General features: G+C 65.1%; 2 protein-coding genes. Both read right to left on the reverse strand.

What is annotated here, in order from left to right:
* Positions 1 to 84 precede the first annotated feature (84 nt).
* Positions 85 to 18924, reverse strand: coding sequence for a DUF5801 repeats-in-toxin domain-containing protein (locus tag SR870_RS08740; RefSeq protein WP_322517587.1), 18840 nt, complete (start codon positions 18922 to 18924; stop codon positions 85 to 87).
* Between the two features lie 478 nt (positions 18925 to 19402).
* Positions 19403 to 19750: a hypothetical protein gene (locus tag SR870_RS08745; protein WP_322517588.1), complete on the reverse strand. Its 348-nt coding sequence runs from the start codon at positions 19748 to 19750 to the stop codon at positions 19403 to 19405.
* Positions 19751 to 19805 lie beyond the last annotated feature (55 nt).

The raw sequence follows: 19805 nt of genomic DNA on the forward strand, positions 1-19805 counted from the left end.
CACTGACGACTACGCCGGCAACGATGCACCGAAATGAAAAGATCCGCCGGCGATCACCGGCGGGTCTTTGACATTTGCCGAGGCTCAGGCCGCGACGGTCAGCGTGTGGGTGGTGTTCTCGAACTGCGCGAGAACGGTGTTACCGGCGGTGTGGTAGCCCTGCAGTAGTGCGACATCCGCCCAATTCTGGCCACCCGTCGCACCGTTGACGTCGACCTGGACCTTCACGTCGTTGCCCTCATTCACCAGCCTGACGAAATTGGCGTCGACATTATTCCCTGAGCCGTAAGCCGCATCGAGCAGAGCCGACAGATCGAGCGTGTCGCCCTCAGCGCTGCTGTAGTCGAGGATCGCGTCGAGGTTCCCGCTGCCGGTCTCGGAGAACTTGAACACGTCCGAACCGGTGCCGCCGCGCAGCGTGTCGTTGCCGCTTCCACCCGTCAGCGTGTCGCTGCCTCCACCGCCGGACAGATGGTCGCTGCCGCCGCTTCCGTTGAGCACGTCATTCAGCGAGCCGCCCGTCAGCGTATCGCCGTTGTTCGTGCCGGTCAGGTCGTACTGCAGACGGCTCTCGAAGCTCGCTTCGGTGAAGGCGCCGTTCGAGGAATTGAACGTGATCGCGATATCCCCCGTGTCGGTCCACTTGCCATCGTTAAACTGGTTCAGCTCAACCAGGCCAGTCAGCACGGTGAAGCTCGCCGCGGAGCCGTCCGAGGAATTCCCCGCCGTTCCGATCGCCGTATCCGTTCCGTGCACGAAGCTCCTGACGTTGGTCGCGACGATCTTCAGCGTATCCTGCGCCAGGTCGAAGCCGACGATGGTGTCGGTGCCGACATCGTTACCGTTGCCTGCGATGTTGCTCCGGACCGAATCGCCGGACCATCCGACAGCCGCGTTGATCACGATCGTGTCCCGCCCGGCGCCGCCGTTGAAGACGTTCGCACCCGCATTTCCGGCCAGGATGTCGTTACCTGAACCGCCGGTGACATTCTCGACCCCACCGATCGACGCGAAACCCGTGGCCGTCCCCGTCGTCAGGTTGACGATCACATCCTGCGTGGTTCCGGCGTAAGACAACGTGTCCGTTCCGAGGCCCAAATCGAGTATGACACGCTCGACGTTAACCACGCTGTTACCAGGGAATTGAGTGATCGCATTGTTGGCGATCACGACGCCGAGGGTGTCGTTTCCGTTGGACCCGGCGATGGCCAGCGTATCGGTGCCCGCTCCGCCGTCGATGATATCGTTGCCGTCGCCAATGGTGTAGTTGAACAGATCGGCGCCGGAGCCGCCGACCAGCACGTCGTTGCCGGTGCCACCGGTGATCGTGTCGTTCCCGGCGCCGCCATCAATGAAATCGTTGCCGGAGCCGCCGTTCAGGATGTCGCTGCCGGCGAACCCGTACAGCGTGTCGTCTTCGCTGCCGCCATCGAAGCGGTTGACCCCGGCCTGCCCGAGCATGACATCGTACCCGCCCGCGGCGTTCGCTTCGTTGTTCGGGTTCGCCACGTTGCCGACGATCAGGTCGCTCCACTCCGCGCTGTAGCCGGCAACCCAGCCGGGCGAGTTGGTGGCAGAACCTTCCGAGTCATTGAGTATCTGCACGACGAGCGCTCCGTCATCCAGCACACTCAAAGCGAAATAGGTCGACACCGACGTGACGCTGTCGGTCGCGGTCGCCTTGTAGACGTAGACGCCGCGCTGGCTGTCATGCGGATTGCCGGTGAACTGATTGCCCGACAACGAGATCCAGTTGCTGTCGCCGGACGCATAAACGAGCTGATAGCTGTAGCTGACCGGACCGGTGCCGCCCGAGAATAGCGTCGACGCGTCCAGATTCACCGCGTTCAGCGCCGAGGAATTCGGCGAGAACGCATACCTTCCCGAAGCGCTGGTCGTGTCATTCACCGTCAGCGGCGACGCCACCACTTCGTCGGCGCCCTGGATCGTGACATCGATGGTGCGGCTCGCGGTGCCGTCGGCCGAGGTCACGATCAGCGTGTCGTGCACGACGTCGGTGGCATTCAGATCTTGCACGTTGGAGGCAGAGTTGTTGAGCGTGTAGCCCCACGCACCGGTCGTCGCGTTGAACGTGAAGGTACCGTAGGTGCCGGTCAGCGACATCGGAGTCTGGAACAGGCTCTGCCCACTGTCGGCATCGGCGATCGTCAGCGTGCCGCCGGCGGTCAGTGTGCCATCTTCCTTCACGGTGCCTGTGCCGGTACCACCGATCGATGCGTCATCGTTGACGCCGTTGATCGTGATCGCCACCTGCTGCGACGTGAACCCGCCGCGGCCGTCGTCGATCGAGACCGTGTAGGTGCCGGTCAGGGTCTGGCCCGCGCCGAGAAACTGGATCGCGCTGTCGGCGATGCTGTGCTTCCAGGCGACCGATCCGGTGCCGGTCCCGACGCTGTCCGTGGCGGTGAGCGCCAGCGAGCTGGCGGTTGTCAGGGCATCGATCTGGGCCTGCGAGAGCGAGCCGCCCGACCAGGAGAACGTCGGCCCGCCAGCCGTCACGGTGTGGGTGTCGACAAGATTGGCGTCGCTGTAGGTGATCGTCCCCTTGCTGGATTCGATTCCGGCGACGACGTGGCTGGTTCCGGCCTGCACCGAGATTTCGTCGAGGCTGGCGCCGTTCACCCCGGTGGTGCCGAACGACAGCACCGTCGAGGTCGAGCTGGCGACGAACGTGACCGAATATTCGGTCCAGTTCGACAGCACCGCATTTGTCGTCCAGACCGGCGTTCCGTTGACGCTGACCGAGAACGGCGTGCCGCCATTCTGCAGGAAGTAGTTGATGGTGTAGGTGGTCCCAACCACCGTCGTGAGCGTCTGGCTGATCGCCGAGTCGGGGCTGAGATAGAGCGAGTTCACGCTGCCATTGGCGCCGCTGCCGTAGATCGTCGCGCCGCCGCCGGAGACGCTCCAGGGCGTCAGAACCGGATTGAACACGTCCGGCAGTTCGAAGGTCGGATTCTGAACCAGATTCGCTACGCCGAACGAGGCATCTTCCGTCTCCACGCCGGTCTGGGCCGACGAGGTGATCACCGGCGCCGAATTGACGTGCTTGACCAGCGTCACGGTGACGTCCTGCGTGTCGAACCCGCCGTTGCCGTCGGAGATCGTCAGCGTATAGACCTGATCGACCGAGTTCGCAGGCAATCCCTGCATTTCGGCATCGCTGGCGTAGAAGGTCCAGTTGACGGTGTTGCCGGCCTGATCGACCACCGGGACGAAATGGCCGACATAGCTGCTGCCCTGCGGGGTCGTGACCGACACCGAGTGCACGTCCGCGACATCGTCGTCACTGAAGCTGATGGTGCCGCTGGTGGATTCGTAGTGAGCCGTCGGCGTGAGCGCGACCGCGTCGAGATACCAGGCATCGAACGTGGCCGGATTGTTGGCGTCGTCGATCACGAACTGCAGCGTATCGCTGCCGGTGCCGGTGACCGCGACGGTGAAGGTCTGATAGCCCCCGCCCGACGCCTGACCACTGGCAATGGCCGCGACCTGCTGACCGTTCCAGTTGACGTAGACATGGGCATCCGGCGTCAGGCTGGTGGTCGCGACCGAGAAGCTCAGCGTGTACTGCACGCCGGGCAGGGTCGACACGGTCTGGGCCAACTGAGCCTTGACCGCGGTGTACACGCCAAACGAGTTCGCCGTGAAATTGTACGACCCCTCACCCGGGAAGCCGCTGCCGAAATTGCTGCCTCCCTCGGTGCTGCTTGCCGTCCATCCGGCCGATCCGGACTCGAAACCGCCGTTCGTCAGCACGCTCGCCGGCGGCACGCCTATCTGCTGCGTGACGCTGCCTGCGACGACGCCGTTGCCAAAGTCCGGCGCGTCGTTCGACGGCGTCACCGTGACCACCACCGTGTCGGTGGCCGACGAGAACGCCGTGCTGCCACCGTTCGTGGTGGTGTTGGCATAGCTGCCAGGTGTGCCCGCGGACTGGTCCCAGGCGCGGATCGTCAGCCCATTGCTGACAGTGCCGTCGAAGCCGGCGGCCGGCTGGAAATAGACGTAGTAGTTACCATACAGCAGCAGCGCGTTGCTGTCCGACAGGCTGGCTGCGTTGATCGGGAACCAGGTGGTGCCGTCGATTGACCACGACCAGGTGCCGTTCGCCGCGTTGGCTCCGGTGATCGCGATGCCCACAATATATCCATCGTCGGTGACATTGCCTATCCCGGCAGTCCCGGCGAAGCCGGCAAGCGACGAGACCTGCACCTTGCCGGCGAAGCTGGGTCCGCCGGCGTCTTCCGCGAGCGTGATCGCCGGAGATTTGGAGACGTCCAGCACCGGCGCGTCGTTGACGCCGGTGACCCGGATCATCATCTGCGCGGTCGAGGCGTCGGTCCCGTCGCCATGCAGCGTGTAGCTGATCGGGATCGTCATGAAGGTGCCGTTGGCCAGCTTCTGCCAATTGGTGCCGAGCAATTCGACCCTGATCTTGTTGTCCGGGGCGACGGTCACACTCAGATCGCTGGCGGTGATCCCGTAATAATTGGTCGGAACGGTGATCGCACCGATCGTGATGCTGTTCGGCGCCCCCGCATCCGGATCGAGCGTATCGTTGCCGATTGCGTTGAAGGTCGCCCAAATGGTGTCTTCGGTGATCGTGTAGCCCGGTGCATCTCCGGACGGGTTGTCGATCACCGCCACCGGCAGGTCGTTGACCGGCGTGACGTCGATCGTCATCGTCCGCGGCGTGCCGTCGACGTTGTCACCGACGTAGTAGCTGCCGGGACCGAAATCGCCGTTGACCAGCAGGTTGCTGCCAGCGCCGCCGACCTTCGTGAGGGCGACGTCGTCGATCACGATCGCGTCGCCATGCCCCCCGCCCGCGGTCCACACCACCTTGAGCGGCTGGTTGTCGTTGCCCCCGCCCACCACGCTGGTGGTGAGTTGAATGATGCTGTGGCTCGGAGCGCCGCCGGTCAACGTGTAGCTGGTCTGTCCGATCAGCGTGTTGCCGGCATAGACCTGCACCGTGACCGGTGCGGTGCCGTAACCGACGATCTTCAGGGCGTCGAAGGTCAAGTGGTAGCTTTCGCCGGCATGCGCGATCGCGTTTGGTTGATTCGCCGTGTCCGTCTGGATTTTGGCGTTCGGCCCGCCGATGTTCTGTGCGAACGCGACCGCAGTCTGGTCGGTGATCTGGCTCGGCCCGCCGGTCATGGTGCCCCAAGTGGCCGAAGCCCCGGCCGGAACCGACCAGCCCGACGCGAACTGGTTGTTGATGAACGTGCTGTTGCCGCCGCTGACTGCGCCGTCGTCCTGCACCCGGAAGGTGAACGAGGCGTAGTCGTCACCGTTGCCGTTCGCCGCCGGCGTGAACACCAGATAGCCGGCATTGATGTCGGCGATCGACACCAGCGAGCCCGCCGTCACCGCGACGCCGTGGTTGGTCAGCGTGCCTGCCATGGGCAGCGTCGAGATCACCACGCCGGTGAAGTTGTTCGCCGGGCTGTCGAGCGGATCGGTGAAGCCGAATTCCGCCGCCGTGAAAATGTGGGCGCCGTCTTCGGTCGCGGTCACCGTGTTGCTGGTGCCGACCGGCGCATCGGCCACCGGGGTCACGCTGAACGATACCTGGCCGACGCTGGACTTGAAGTCGTCGATGCCGGCGGTCTGGCCGTTGTCCTGAACGGTGTAGTCGAACGACGCGGTGCCGTTGAAATTGGCGGCCGGCGTGAACAGGATGTTGGTGCCGTTGATCACTGCTGTGCCGCCGATGACGTTCGACAGCGCCGTGATGGTCAGCGTCTGACCCGATTCGTTGGCCGGGCCCGCGGAGTCGTTGCCGAGCAGCGAGGTGAAGCTGATGATCCGGACGCCGCTGTCCTCCTTGACCGACGACAGCGCGTCGGCACCCGCGACCGGTACGTCATTGACCGGGGTCACGACGACATTGATCGACTGGACCTCGGTCCGGACGTCGGTGTGGGTCTGGCCGTCCGACAACACGGCGCTGTCGGTGACGGTGGCACTGACCTCGACGGTGAACGCGCCGTTGTAGTTCGACGGCGGGGTCAGGCTGAGCGTGGATAGAGTCCACCCGGTGAGGACGATCGCGGCACCGGTCGACAGCGCCGAATGGCCTTGTCCGTCGGTCAGCACGAAGCCGCTCGGCACGCCGCCGAGGGAGACGGTCATGGTCTCGGAGCCGTCGAGATCGGCCAGCGCAGCGCCGACCGACAGGTCGATCGCGACTTCTTCCGCCTTGGTCGGATTCGTGCTGCTGCTCGACAGCACCGGCGCATCCGCTTTCGGCGCGACGTCGACCGTGACGTGCGCCGTGGCGGTGCCGCCGTTGCCGTCGCTGACGGTGTAGTCGAAACCGGCAACTCCGGAGAAATTCGCGGTCGGCGTGAAGATCGGATTGCCGTTGTTCAGCGCCACCGTGCCGTGCGTCGCGTTCGCGACGCCGGTCACGGTCAACGTGTTGCCGTCGATGTCGCTGTCGTTGTTGAGCAGGCCGAGCAGCGCGTCGATGGACAGCGGCGCGTCCTCGGACGCCATGACCGTGTCGTCCAGCGCCAGCGGCGCCGTATTGAACAGCGCGGGCAGCGACCGCGTGCCGTCGGTGAAGACGAAGCTCTCGTAGTTGGTGAAGGTGCTGGTGACGCCGTTGTAGGTGACCTCGACGCCGATCAGCGTCACGCCGTCCTGGGCGAACACTTTGGCATAGGTCGCATCGGTGGTCTTGAACGCGAATTTGACCGTGTCCGCATCGGCACCGCCGTCCGACACGATCCGCACGTCGTGGGCATATCCGGTCAGGTCGAGCGTATCGTTGCCCGCGTCGCCGTTGATCGTCAGGGTCGACGTCGCGATTCCGGTTCCGAGCAGTGCGCCGGACACGTTGAAGGTGTCGCCGCCACCACCGCCGCTGACCAACCACTCTTCCACCGCCGTCGTCGCGACTTCGAAGTTCGTGCCGTCCGCCGCCGTTCCGGAAGCGTCGATATTCGCAGCCAGATAGCTGCCGCCGCCGAGATTGATGGCGTTGATATTGAACGTTTCGGCGGCCGCCGTGCCGTTGACGATCTGGGTATCGGTGTCGGCGCCGCCGTCGACCGTGTCGATGCCGCCGCTGCCGGCGGTGTAGATGATCGTGTCGTTCCCGGTGCCGCCCTGGATCGTGTTGAGCCCGCCACCGCCGATCAGAGTGTCGTCGCCGCCGTTGCCGAACAGCTTGTTGTTGCCCGCGCCGCCGATCAGAATGTCGCCGGCGCTGCCGCCATCGGCCATCGTGATGGAGCCGAGACGATCCAGTCCGACCACCCGGTCGGTCACGGAAGCCCGGTCGGTGACGCTGTGCGCGGCCACGGTCTGGCCATCGACGGTCTGTGAGGTCTCGCTCATGTTGACGAACAACGCCGAGTCCGGCGCGGTGTAACCGATCGAGACCGCCCCCGCAGCGTCGACGATAACGCTGAAATTGTTGGTATCGGTGTCGCCGTCGCCGTCCTTGATCTGGAACCCGAAATCGAGCGTCAGCTGCTGGACGGAGCCCGTCGCGGCCGGATGGTCGAGCGGCTGCAGCAAGGTGAAATTGTACGAGCCGGTACCGGCGTCTGACAGTGTGACGGTGAACACCGCGGCGGCCGAGGCATTGACGACGTCGCTGCCGAGCGAGACGCCGGTTTCGCTGATGTAATCGGTGCCGTTGAAACGATACGCCGTCAGCGTGGCGCCGTCGGCCGAAAGGACGTAGCTCAAGCCAACGCCGAGCGAGGTCAGCGAGACGGCGTTGCCGTCCTGGGTCTTGACGGTGAGCGGCCCGGCCGAGACGAACGTGACCGACGCACCGGCGCTGCCGCCGTCGGCGCCGAAATCGATCTCGAGATCGACATTGCCGGTTGAAACGCTGCCCGCCGCCTCCTCGATGGTCTTTGCGTCGACGTCGCTCGATTGCGGCGACCAGTCTTCGAGCGTCACGGTGAGCGATTGCGTCACCGCATCGCCGTCGCCGTCATAGCCGGTGACGCTGAAGGTCAGCGGCAATGTGTCGTCGTAGCTGCCCGAATGATCGAGCGCCTGATACAGCACGAACTGGTAGGACGGATTGCCGGCCGAGATCAGGTTGACGGTGAACACCGGATTGGCGGGCGTGTCGCCATCCTTGTAGGCGATCAGCTTCTGATCGAGCGGATTGGTGCTGCCGTCGGCCGAAACGATGGCGTATTTCAGCGCGACTCCGCCCGAGGTCAGCGCCAGCACGTTGCCGAGGTCGTCGGTGACCGTCGTGTTGGTGAAGGTGAGATGAACGTTGCGGTCGTCGGCGTTCCAGTCGATCGCGAGGTTCCCGAACGTGCTCGGACGGGGGCCGTCGAGATAGCGCTCTTCGACCGAGCCCTCCTCGGCGTTGGCCGTGACCAGCGGCGCCCAGTCTTCGACCGTCACGGTGAGCGATTGCGTCACCGCGTCGCCGTCGCCGTCATAGCCGGTGACGCTGAAGGTCAGCGGCAATGTGTCGTCGTAGCTGCCCGAATGATCGAGCGCCTGATACAGCACGAACTGGTAGGACGGATTGCCGGCCGAGATCAGGTTGACGCTGAAGACCGGGTTGTCGGGCGTGTCGCCATCCTTGTAGGCGATCAGCTTCTGATCGAGCGGGTTGGTGCTGCCGTCGGCCGGGACGATGGCGTATTTCAGCGCGATTCCGCCCGAGGTCAGCGCCAGCACGTTGCCGAGGTCGTCGGTGATCGTCGTGCTGGTGAAGGTGAGATGCACATTCCGATCGTCGGCATTCCAGTCGATCGCGAGGTTGCCGAACGTGGTCGGATGTGGGCCGTCGAGATAGCGCTCTTCGACGGAGCCCTCCTCGGCGTTGGCCGTCACCAGCGGCACGTCGTCGACGACGTCGACGGTGAAAGAGCCGCTGGTGGCATCGCCGTCACTGTCGGTCGCGGTGAAGCCGAAATTCAGCGGCAGGGCGTCGGCGCCGCTGGCGTGGTCGAGGTTATCGTACAGCGTGAAGCTGTAGGAGCCGCTGCCACTGTCCGACAGCGACACCGAGAACACTCGCGCCGAATTCGAGGGCGACGTGCCGAGATCATTGCCTGATCCATTCAGATAGTGGCCGTTCTCGTAACGATAAGCGGTCAGGGTCTGGCCGTCCGCCGACCGCAGATAGATCAGATCGAAGCCGTTGGAGGTGATTCCCGCCGGCACCGCATTCGCCAGCGATGCGGCGAAGGCGACGGAGCGGTCGTGCGCGCCCGCGCCCGCGGTCGGATTGGCGTCGTCCGCACCCCAGGAAATATTCAACGAGACGTTGGACAGACTCTGGACCTGGAACACGTTGGAGAAGCCCGAGGCGGTCGTTTCCGTCACCGACTGGTTGGCGATCACCGCGACCGTCGGAACGTCGTCGCTGATCGTCGTCCGGATGATGCCGGTGACGACATCGCCGTCACCGTCGCTGAAGGCCACCGTGGCGTCGACCCGGATGCCGTCGATCTGCGAACCATCCTGCACGGCGATGTGGTCGATCACCCCGTAAAGCGTCGTGGTCGCGCTCGCATCGGTGTCGGTGAGCTTGATCTCGATGATCGTTTCGTCGGGGTTGCCGCCGTTATCCGCCGACGCGACGTAGCCGCGGATGGTGTTGGCGTCGACCTTGACGAAGGTGATCGCCCGCCCCTCGGAGGTCAGCATCGGCTCGCGGTGCGCGCCCGTCGACACGTCGAAGCTGACATTGCCGGCCAGCCCCGGCCCGATATCGAGCTTGATCGCGCCGGTGAAGGCCGTCGCGCCGTAGCCGTCGGCGCCGAACTGCACAGCGAAGCTGTGACCGTCGACCGCCGCGCCGCCGCCGAGATGCGATTCATCGACATCGTTGTAGCGATAGGTTTGCGCCAGCGTCGGTGTGTCGTCGTTGACATTGACGGTCAGCGAACCGGCGGCAGCGTCGTTGTCGCCATCCGTCACTGTGTAGTTGAACGTCAGCGTCAGGGTCTCTTCGGTCGCGCCGGAGGTCGGATGCACCAGCGGCTTGAGCGCCGTGAAGGTGTAGGAACCGTCGGCGCCGATCGTCAGCCTCGCCGCATCGCCGTGTGCGCCCGCGGCAATCCAGGTGGTTGCGCCACCGATCACGGTCGGCGCACCCCAGGTGACCGCTTCCGAGTGCGAGACGCCGTTGGCGTCGGTATAGATCGCGCTGAAGGCCGTGGTCGCTCCCAGCACCACGCTCTTGAGGCCGTCGGCGCCGATCGTGAACAGTGCGCCGGCCGCGCCGCTCACGGTCGTTGCATCGAGAACGTCTCCGGCGCCACCGGCATTGCCGGCGAACGCGTCGTCGTCCAGAACGGTAGAGGCCGTGACGGCGCCGGTCGAGACCGGCGCATCGTCGTGAATGGTCGTCCGGATGATGCCGGTGACGACATCGCCGTCACCGTCGCTGAAGGCCACCGTGGCGTCGACCCGAATGCCGTCGATCTGCGAACCATCCTGCACGGCGATGTGGTCGATCACCCCGTAAAGCGTCGTGGTCGCGCTGACATCGGTGTCGGTGAGCTTGATCTCGATAATCGTCTCGTCGGGGTTGCCGCCGTTGTCCGCCGACGCGACGTAGCCGCGGATGGTGTTGGCGTCGACCTTGACGAAGGTGATCGCCCGCCCCTCGGAGGTCAGCAGCGGCTCCCGGTGGGCCCCCGCCGACACATCGAAGCTGACATTGCCGGCGAGCCCCGGCCCGATATCGAGCTTGATCGCGCCGGTGAAGGCCGTCGCGCCGTAGCCATCGGCGCCGAACTGCACAGCGAAGCTGTGGCCGTCGACGTCCGGGCCTCCGCTGAGCTGCGCCTCGTGCACGTCGTTATAGCGATAGACCTGCGCCAGCGTCGGCGTGTCGTCGTTGACATTGACGGTCAGCGAACCGGCGGCAGCGTCGTTGTCGCCATCCGTCACTGTGTAGTTGAACGTCAGCGTCAGGGTCTCTTCGGTCGCGCCGGAGGTCGGATGCACCAGCGGCTTGAGCACCGTGAAGGTGTAGGAACCGTCGGCGCCGATCGTCAGCCTCGCCGCATCGCCGTGTGCGCCCGCGGCAATCCAGGTGGTTGCGCCACCGATCACGGTCGGCGCACCCCAGGTGACCGCTTCCGAGTGCGAGACGCCGTTGGCGTCGGTATAGATCGCGCTGAATGCCGTAGTCGTTCCCAGCACCACGCTCTTGAGACCGTCGGCGCCGATCGCGAACAGCGCACCGGGTCCGCCGCTCGCCGTCGTCGCATCGGGAACATCGCCGGCACCTCCGGCGTTTCCGGCGAGCGCATCGTCGTCCAGAACGGTGGAGGCCGTGACGGCGCCGGTCGAGACCGGAACGTCGTCGTGAATGGTCGTCCGGATGATGCCGGTGACGACATCGCCGTCACCGTCGCTGAAGGCCACCGTGGCATCGACCCGGATGCCGTCGATCTGCGACCCGTCCTGCACGGCGATGTGGTCGATCACCCCGTAAAGCGTCGTGGTCGCGCTCGCATCGGTGTCGGTGAGCTTGATCTCGATAATCGTCTCGTCGGGGTTGCCGCCGTTGTCCGCCGCCGCGACGTAGCCGCGGATGGTGTTGGCGTCGACCTTGACGAAGGTGATCGCCCGCCCCTCGGATGTCAGCAGCGGCTCGCGGTGGGCCCCCGCCGACACGTCGAAGCTGACATTGCCGGCAAGCCCCGGCCCGATATCGAGCTTGATCGCGCCGGTGAAGGCCGTCGCGCCGTAGCCGTCGGCGCCGAACTGCACCGCGAAGCTGTGACCATCGACGTCCGGGCCTCCGCTGAGCTGCGCCTCATGCACGTCGTTGTAACGATAGACTTGCGTCAGCGTCGGCGTATCGTCCGCCACATTGACCGTTACCGCCTGGTCGACCGCGTCGCCGTCGCCGTCCACGCCACGCACCTCGAACGTCACCGGCAGCGTCGTTCCGTTGATCCCGGTGTGATCGAGATTCTGGTACAGAGTGAACACGTAGGTCGGGTTCGATGGCGAATTCAGGGCGATGATGAAGACGGCGTTGCTGTCGATCTGCGCGTCGCCGGTCTTGTAGGCGATCAGTTCCTGATCGAAGCCATTGCTGGCGGCGCGGACGACATAAACCAGCGGCACCCCATCCGACGTCAGGCCCGGCGTGATCACCGGATTGCCGCCGGAGGTGACGAATTCAAGGTGGCGGCCGCCGAAATCGTCGGCGTTCCAGTCGATGTTCAGTGCGCCGGTCGTGAGCGACAGACCGCCAGCCAGCGCAACTTCCGTCACAGCGCCGAGATCCGGCGCACCGGTCGTGATCGGCAAGTCGTCAATCACCTCGACCGTGAACGAACCGCTGGCGACATCGCCGTCGCTGTCGGTCGCGGTGAAGCCGAAGCTCAGCGGCAGCGTGTTGGCGGCGAGGCCGCTCGCCTGGTCGAGGTTGTCGTGCAGCGTGAAATTGTAGGAGCCGCTACCGCCGTCCGACAGCGACACCGAGAACACCCGCGCCGAGTTCGAGGGCGAGGCCCCGAGATCGCCGCCGGAGCCGGTGAGATAGTGGCCGTTCTCGTAGCGATAGGCAGTCAAGGTCTGACCGTCCGCCGACAGCAGATAGATCAGATCGAAGCCGTTGGAGGTGATTCCCGCCGGCACCGCATTCGCCAGCGACGCGGCGAAGGCGACGGAGCGGTCGTGCGCGCCCGCGCCCGCGGTCGGATTGGCGTCGTCCGCACCCCAGGAGATGTTGAGGGAAACGTTGGACAGACTCTGGGCCTGGAACGCGTTGGAGAAACCCGAGGCGGTCAGCTCCGTGACCGTCCGGGTGGCAATGGCGCCGATCGTCGCGGTATCGTCATCGACATTGAAGCTCAGCGTGCCGGTTGCGACGTCGCCGTCGCCATCGGTGACGCGGTACTGGAACGAGATCTCGGCATTGTCCTCGATGCCGGGCGTGTTGTGCTTCACCGCTGCGAGCTGGGTGATCTGATAGGCGCCGGTCGCCGTGTCGGTGATGGTGGCCTGGAACACGCCGACATAGGTGCCGTCCTGCAACTGGGTGATCGTCATCGTCTTGCTGTCGGGCGACAGCGTGAACCAGAAGCCGAATGGCAGGGAGAGTCCGTTGGGCGCCCAGAGCACCGACGCGGTGCCGTCGGCACCGCCGCTGTGCGACAGCACGCCAGTCAGCACGGGGGATTCGACATCGTCGCCGACGCCGCCGGCATTGCCGCCCAGCAAAGCGTCGTCGTCGAGCTGGATCAGCGCATTGGCAGCGACAGTCGGGGTGTCGTCGTCGACATTGACGCTGATAGTACCGGTCGCCGTGTCACCGTCGCCATCGGTGACGATATAGGAGACCGTGAACTGGACGTTGTCCTCAAAGCCCGGGATCGTGCCTTGCGGGTGATCGATCGGCGCGACCTGCGCGACCGAATAGGCACCCGTCGCCGTGTTGGTGATCGTCATGGTCAGGACCGGCACATAGCCGTTGCCCTGATCCTGCGTGATCGTCATCACGGTGCCGTCCGCGGAGACTTCGAACCAGAAGCTCGAGGGCAGCGTCAAGCCGACGCTCGACCACAGCACCGATGCGGTGCCGTCGGCGCCGCCATTGTGCACCAGCGTGCCGGTCTTCGCGACCGCGTCGGCATCATCGCCATTGCCGCCGGGGTTGCCACCGAGAGTGTCGTCATCCAGCCGCACCGTCGTGTTCGGGCCCACCGTCGGCTCATCGTCCCGGATGGTGACGGTGAAGCTGCTGGTGGCGGTGTCGCCGTCGCCATCGGTGGCCTTGAAGCCGAAGGTCAGCGGCAGGCTGTCATCGTTCGGCCCGGACGACGGATGATCGATACTGTCGAACAGGGTGAAAGTGTAGCTGCCGTCGCCGCTGTCGGAGAGCTGGACGGTGAACACGACGCGGCTGTCGGCGGTGACCGCGGTCAGCGTGGTGCCGTCGGGGGAGAGGGTGTAGCTGATCGCCGAGCCGTCCGAAGTCAGCCCGGATGCGCCGGCGGACGTGGTGAACGCCACCGAGCGGTTGCTGATCGCACCCGAATTGTTGTCGTCGGCGCCCCAGGAGATGTCCAGGTCGCCGGTCTGCACCGTCGAATTCGGATAGTCCGGGTGGGTGGTGTCGTAGTTCGTGGTCGGCAGATTGACTTCGCGGACGGTCTCGTCGTCCGGACGGCCGATCACCGGCGCGTCGTCGATCACCCGCACCGTGAAGCTGCTGGTGGCGGTGTCGCCGTCGGAATCCGTCGCGGCAAAACCGAACGCCAGCGACAGAACGTCTTCGCCCTGCACCGCGCCGGGATGGTCGATGGTGTCGACCAGCTTGAACGCGTAGGAGCCGTTTCCGGCATCCGACAGGCCGACGATGAACACCACATGGGCAGTGATCGCCGCATTGGTGCTCGACGGCACGGCCGACGGCGCAATGTCGCCGGTGTAGGCAACCAGCACTTCGCCGCCGTTGAGCGTGAAGACCTTGTAGTGGATCTGCTCGCCGCGCGAGGTCAGGTGTTGCGCCTCGAGCGCCGCGATGCCGGCCGCGGTGAACGACACCGATCGATCACCCGGCTGGCCGTTATTGTCATTGGCGCTGTCCGCGCCCCAGGCGATCGCCAGCGTGCCGCCCGTGGTCTCGGTGGTGGCGTCGACGAAATACGGGATACCGAAGAAGCTGCCCCAATAGTCGCCGTCGGCCGCGCCCGAGGTGTCCTCGTTGCCCGGGCCGACCACGATCCACTGTTCCTCCTCGACCACACCGTCCTGATACGGCGTGCCGATCACCGGCGCGTCGTCGACGATGCTGACCGTGAAGGTGCTCGACGAAGTGTCGCCGTCGGAATCGGTCGCGGTGTAGGCGAAGGTCAGCGCCAGCGCGTTCTCGTCGCTGCCGGCGGCGTGATCGAGCGGCTTGACCAGCGTGAAGCTGTATTCGCCGCTATTGGCGTCCGACAGCGTGGCGAAGAACACCACGTTGCTCGCGCTCGTGGAGTTCGGAACCGTCGCGCCGGTGTAGCCGACCAAAGTGCCGTCCGACAGCACCGCGGTGTGAACCGCGACGCCGAGCGAGGTCAGAGTCGTCCCCTGGTAGGCGCCCGAGACTGTGACGCTCGCGCTCCCGAACGCGACCGAGCGGTCGCCCGGCTGGCCGTTGCCGTCATTGGCGTTGTCCGCGCCCCAGGCGATGTTGAGCGAGACGTTGCTGACCGATGCGCCGAGATTGGGAGTCTCGGCCTCGTTGTTGCCGCCCGCCAGCGACTCGTCCTCGACCCGAGACGCCGTGCCGGTGTTCGCCACCGGGCTGTCGTCGATCACGTTGACGGTGAAGGTGTCCCGCGCGATGTCGCCATCGCCGTCCCGCGCGGTGAAGGTGAAGGTGAAGGACAGCGTGTCCTCCTGCGACGCGCTGGTGCCGGCCACCGGGTGGTCGAGCACGCCGCTCAGATTGAAGACGTAGCCGCCGGAGCCCTGATCCGACAGCGTCACCGTAAACACGGTCTGATTGCCCGCGGTCGCGGTCAGCACCGTGCCGTTGGCCGACAACGTATAGACCAGCGCCTGGCCGCCCGACGTCAGGGTGTCGAGATTGATCGCGCCGTTGCCGCCGCTGACGCCGATGAATTGCGCCGCGACCGCCGCGCTGATGACACCATCGGCGACATAAGCACCGTTGCTGCCGCCGAACACCACGGACCGATCGCCCGCCACCTGCGTGCCGGTGTAGCCGCCGTTGCCGGCGGTGTTGGAATCGTCGCCGCCCCAGAAGATGTTGAGCGGGCCGCCGGCCGACGCGGTGGTGACGTCGGCGAAGCCGAACAGCGTGAAATCGCCGTCGCCAGCGCCGCGGGTGTCCTCGTTGCCGCCGGCGAGCTGCTCTTCCTCGACCGTGCGGGTGAGAATTGTCCCGATCGCCACCGGCGCGTCGTCGATCACCTTGACGCTGAACGATGCCGGCGCGGTGGTGTCGCCATCGCTGTCGGTGGCGGTGAACTGGAACTGCAGCGCGAGCGACTCCTCGCCCTGCACTTCGCCGGGATGGTCGATGGTGTCGACCAGGGTGAACTGATACGAGCCCGAACCGGAATCTGACAGGCTGACTGTGAACACCACATGCGCCGCAATCGCGGCATTGGTGTTGGCCGGCACCGAGGCCGGCTCGACGCTGCCGGTGTAGGCGACCAGCACCTGGCCGCCGTTGACGGTGAAGACCTTGTAGTGGATTTCCGCGCCGCGCGAGGTCAGTTGCTGCGCCTCGAGCGCGGCAACGCCTTCGGCGGTGAACGCGACCGCGCGGTCGCCGGGCTGGCCGTTGCCGTCATTGGCGTCGTCGGCGCCCCAGGCGATCGCCAGCGTGCCGCCGGTCGACTGCGTGGTGCGGTCGCTGAGGACGATCGGCACACCGACCACCGTGATGCCGGTGTCGGCATCGCCGGCGCCGCCGAAATCCTCGTTGCCCGCGCCGACGACGATCGGCTGCTCTTCCTCGACCACGCCGTCCTGATAAGGCGTGCCGATCAGCGGAACGTCGTCGACGATGCTCACGGTGAACGTGCTCGACGAGGTGTCGCCATCGGAATCGGTGGCGGTGTAGTTGAAGGTCAGCGACAGCGCGTTCTCGTCACTGCCGGCCGCGTGATCCAGCGGCTGCTTCAGCGTGAAATTGTACTCGCCATTATTGAGGTCCGACAGCGTGGCGAACAACACCACATTGCTGGCGGCAGTCGAAGAAGGCACGGTCGCGCCGGTGTAGCCGACCAGCGTGCCATCCGCGAGCAGCGTGAACTGCACCGTCTGTCCCAGCGACGTCAGCGCCTCGCCATAGGCGCCGGACACCGCGACGGCGGCGTTGCTGAAGGCGACCGCGCGGTCGCCCGGCTGGCCGTTGTTGTCGTTGCCGTTGTCCGCGCCCCAGGCGATGTTCAGCGACACGTTGCTGACCGAAGCGGCCAAGCCGTCGGCGGCTTCGTTGTTGCCGCCCGTGAGCGACTCGTCCTCGACCGTCGCGGTGGTTCCGGGATTTGCGATCGGCATATCGTCGACGATCTGCACCTGGAACACGCTCGACGATGTGTCGCCGTCGGAATCCGTGGCAGTGTAGTTGAAATTCAGCGCCAGCGTGTTCTCGCCGTTGCCCGAGGCGTGATCGAGCGGCTTCACCAGCGTGAAGCTGTATTCGCCGTTGTCGACGTCCGACAGCGCGACGTAGAACACGACGTTCGACCCAGAAATCGAAGTCGGGGCGGATTCGCCGGTGTAGCCGACGAGTTCGCCGGTCGACAGGATGGTGAAGCTCACCTGCTGTCCGAGCGAAGTCAGTGTTTCGCCGAACGCACCGGACACCGCGACGTCGGCATTGCTGAACGCGACCGAGCGATCGCCGGGCTGGCCGGAATCGGTGTTGGCGTCGTCGGAATTCCAGTCGATGTTGAGCGACACGCCGCTCACCGAGGCGGAGAGACCGTCGTCTTCGTTGTTGCCGCCCGACAGCGACTCGTCCTCGACGGTCGCGATGTCGCCCGGATTGGCGACGGGCACGTCGTCGGTGACGTCGACGGTGAAGTTCGAGGCCACCGGATCGCCATCGGCGTCGGTCGCGACGATCGCGAAGGTCAGCGGCTGGCTCGTGCCGTTGACGCCGACATGGTCGAGATTGTCGAGCAGCGTGAAAGTGTAGCTGCCGCTGTCGACGTCGGACAGCGCCACCGTGAACACGGTGCGGCCGTCGCCAGCGGTGGCGACGATCGAGGTGCCGTCGGCCGACAGCGCGTAGCTGATCGTCTCGCCATTCGAGGTGAGGCCGAGCGACGTCAGCGTGACCAACGTCGAATTGGCGAACACCAGCGAGCGGTCGCCGAGGACCGGCGAGCCGGTCGAACCGCCGTCGACGCTGCTGTTGCCGCCGTCGGCGCCCCAGCCGATGCCGAGCGACGCCGTCACGGCGCTGGAGACGAACAGATTGCCCTCGCCGGTCTGCTCGACCAGCGCGGTCGGCACCACCGTCCCGGCCACCGGCGAGTCGTCGTTGACGCTGATCACGATCGACAATGGCGCGGTGTCGCCGCTGCCGTCGGTGGCGACGACGTCGATCGTCAGGCTCAGCGTGTCCTCGGTGCCGCCGACCGGATGATCGAGCGGGCGCAGCAACGTGACGGTGTAGGCGCCCTGGATGGTCGAATTGACATCAAGCGAGATGATGAAAACCTGGTTGGCCGCGACCGACGGATCGCTGCCGGTGTAGCCGATCAGCGCCGGCTGACCATTGATGGTGGTGAATTGCAGGTTGACCGCCTGCCCGCCCGAGGTCAGCCCGGTCAGACCCGGCTGCGTCGCCGCGAAGGACAGGCTGCGGCCGATCACGTCGGTGCCGAAGTCGATGTTGAGCGAGCCGGTGAAGCTGGTCAGCGTGCCGCCGGTGTCGCCGAGACCGCCCGGCTGACCTTCGAACAGGCCGTCTTCATTGAGGATGACGGTGTCGGCCCCGCCCGGAATCGGCGTCGACGTCGCGGTCTGCTGCGCTGTGCCGACCTGCGTCCCGGAGGCTTCAGCGCCGAGCAGATCCAGCGGCGTGCCACCCGACAGCGCATCGATGGTGAACGAACCGAAATTGGCGCCGGACGGTGACGACGGCGCGCCGGGCGTACCAGCCGCCGGAAGCACCGACTGATCAGTGGTGATCGGGAACAACTCCGCGAACGCGGTGCCGTCGAGCACCCGGTCCAGCGCCATCTCGAACGACACCTCCGGCAGCGGCGCGCCGGTGTTGCTGAACACCGGGTCGATCGAGACCGTCGATTGGTTGTCGAACAGGATGATCAATCGATCGCCGATGCGAACGAAGGTCAGCTTCTCGCTGGAAATCTCGCTGAAATCGATCCTGGCTGCACCGTCGAGATGGACGGTGACCGCCTGCCCGCTCTGCGGCTTTGCCAGCTTCAATGACTTTGGAGAGGTCGATGGTTGCTGTGACGAGCCAGACAGCTGAGCCAGCAGGACGGGAGCATTCATAGACCACAACCTCCATCGACGAACCGCATTCGTGGCGGCTCGCTCATGAGGTTAAAATAGTCTTAACGCCTGTATTCGGTCAATAATTGTCGTTCTATTTCAGCTAGTTTTAGGGATTTTGGTTAAGTTCAGAGAAGCTTACTTGAACGACGACACTTCCATGATTCCAACGTATACTTAAGGTTCCATCGAATTTCGAGGCGATCGACTAGTATTGAATCAGAATATACCGCTCGATGGACGAGAAAGGCCCGGGGTTCCACGAGGCTCGAATACTTAGGAGATCGCTCCGCGTTCATGGCGAAAACGGTATTCCGGCCACGAAATGGCCGGATTTACGCCGCTGCACGCCGGAACTATTTGCGAGCGACCGCCCTGGTCTTCGCGAGACGCGTGCGTATTGGAATGCTCAGTTCCGACCGATGACGCAGGGGGTCGGCTGATATTTGCTGCGATACAGCAACGCCTGTTGCCCGATACCGTCGAGCCAAATGCCGCGGCCAGCATACCGATACCCATCGCCCATCGGAATCAGGCGCATCGGCACGGCGCGATGCGGCTTGAGGTACAGGCGCGCGGTGACAATCTCGCCCGGCGAAGCGACCGGGCCCGATTGCAGCACGTAGTTGCCGCCATTGGCGCAGGAGACCGAGAGGCTGGCGCCCGGCAGGATGATCTCTGCCCCAGCCGACACGACTGACCCGAGCGAAACCGGCAGCACCAGCAGCCCGCAAAACATCGCTTGCTTGAAATTCATCGCACTTCCCCTGCCCCGAACCAATTTATGTTCAATTAAGAACGCAAATCGGTCG

It is taken from the genome of Rhodopseudomonas palustris (assembly GCF_034479375.1).
Lineage (GTDB): Bacteria > Pseudomonadota > Alphaproteobacteria > Rhizobiales > Xanthobacteraceae > Rhodopseudomonas > Rhodopseudomonas palustris_M.

Bases quoted from the DNA above. Each gene is read 5' to 3' on its own strand.
- SR870_RS08745 (WP_322517588.1), bottom strand. From the start codon at position 19,750: ATGAATTTCAAGCAAGCGATGTTTTGCGGGCTGCTGGTGCTGCCGGTT.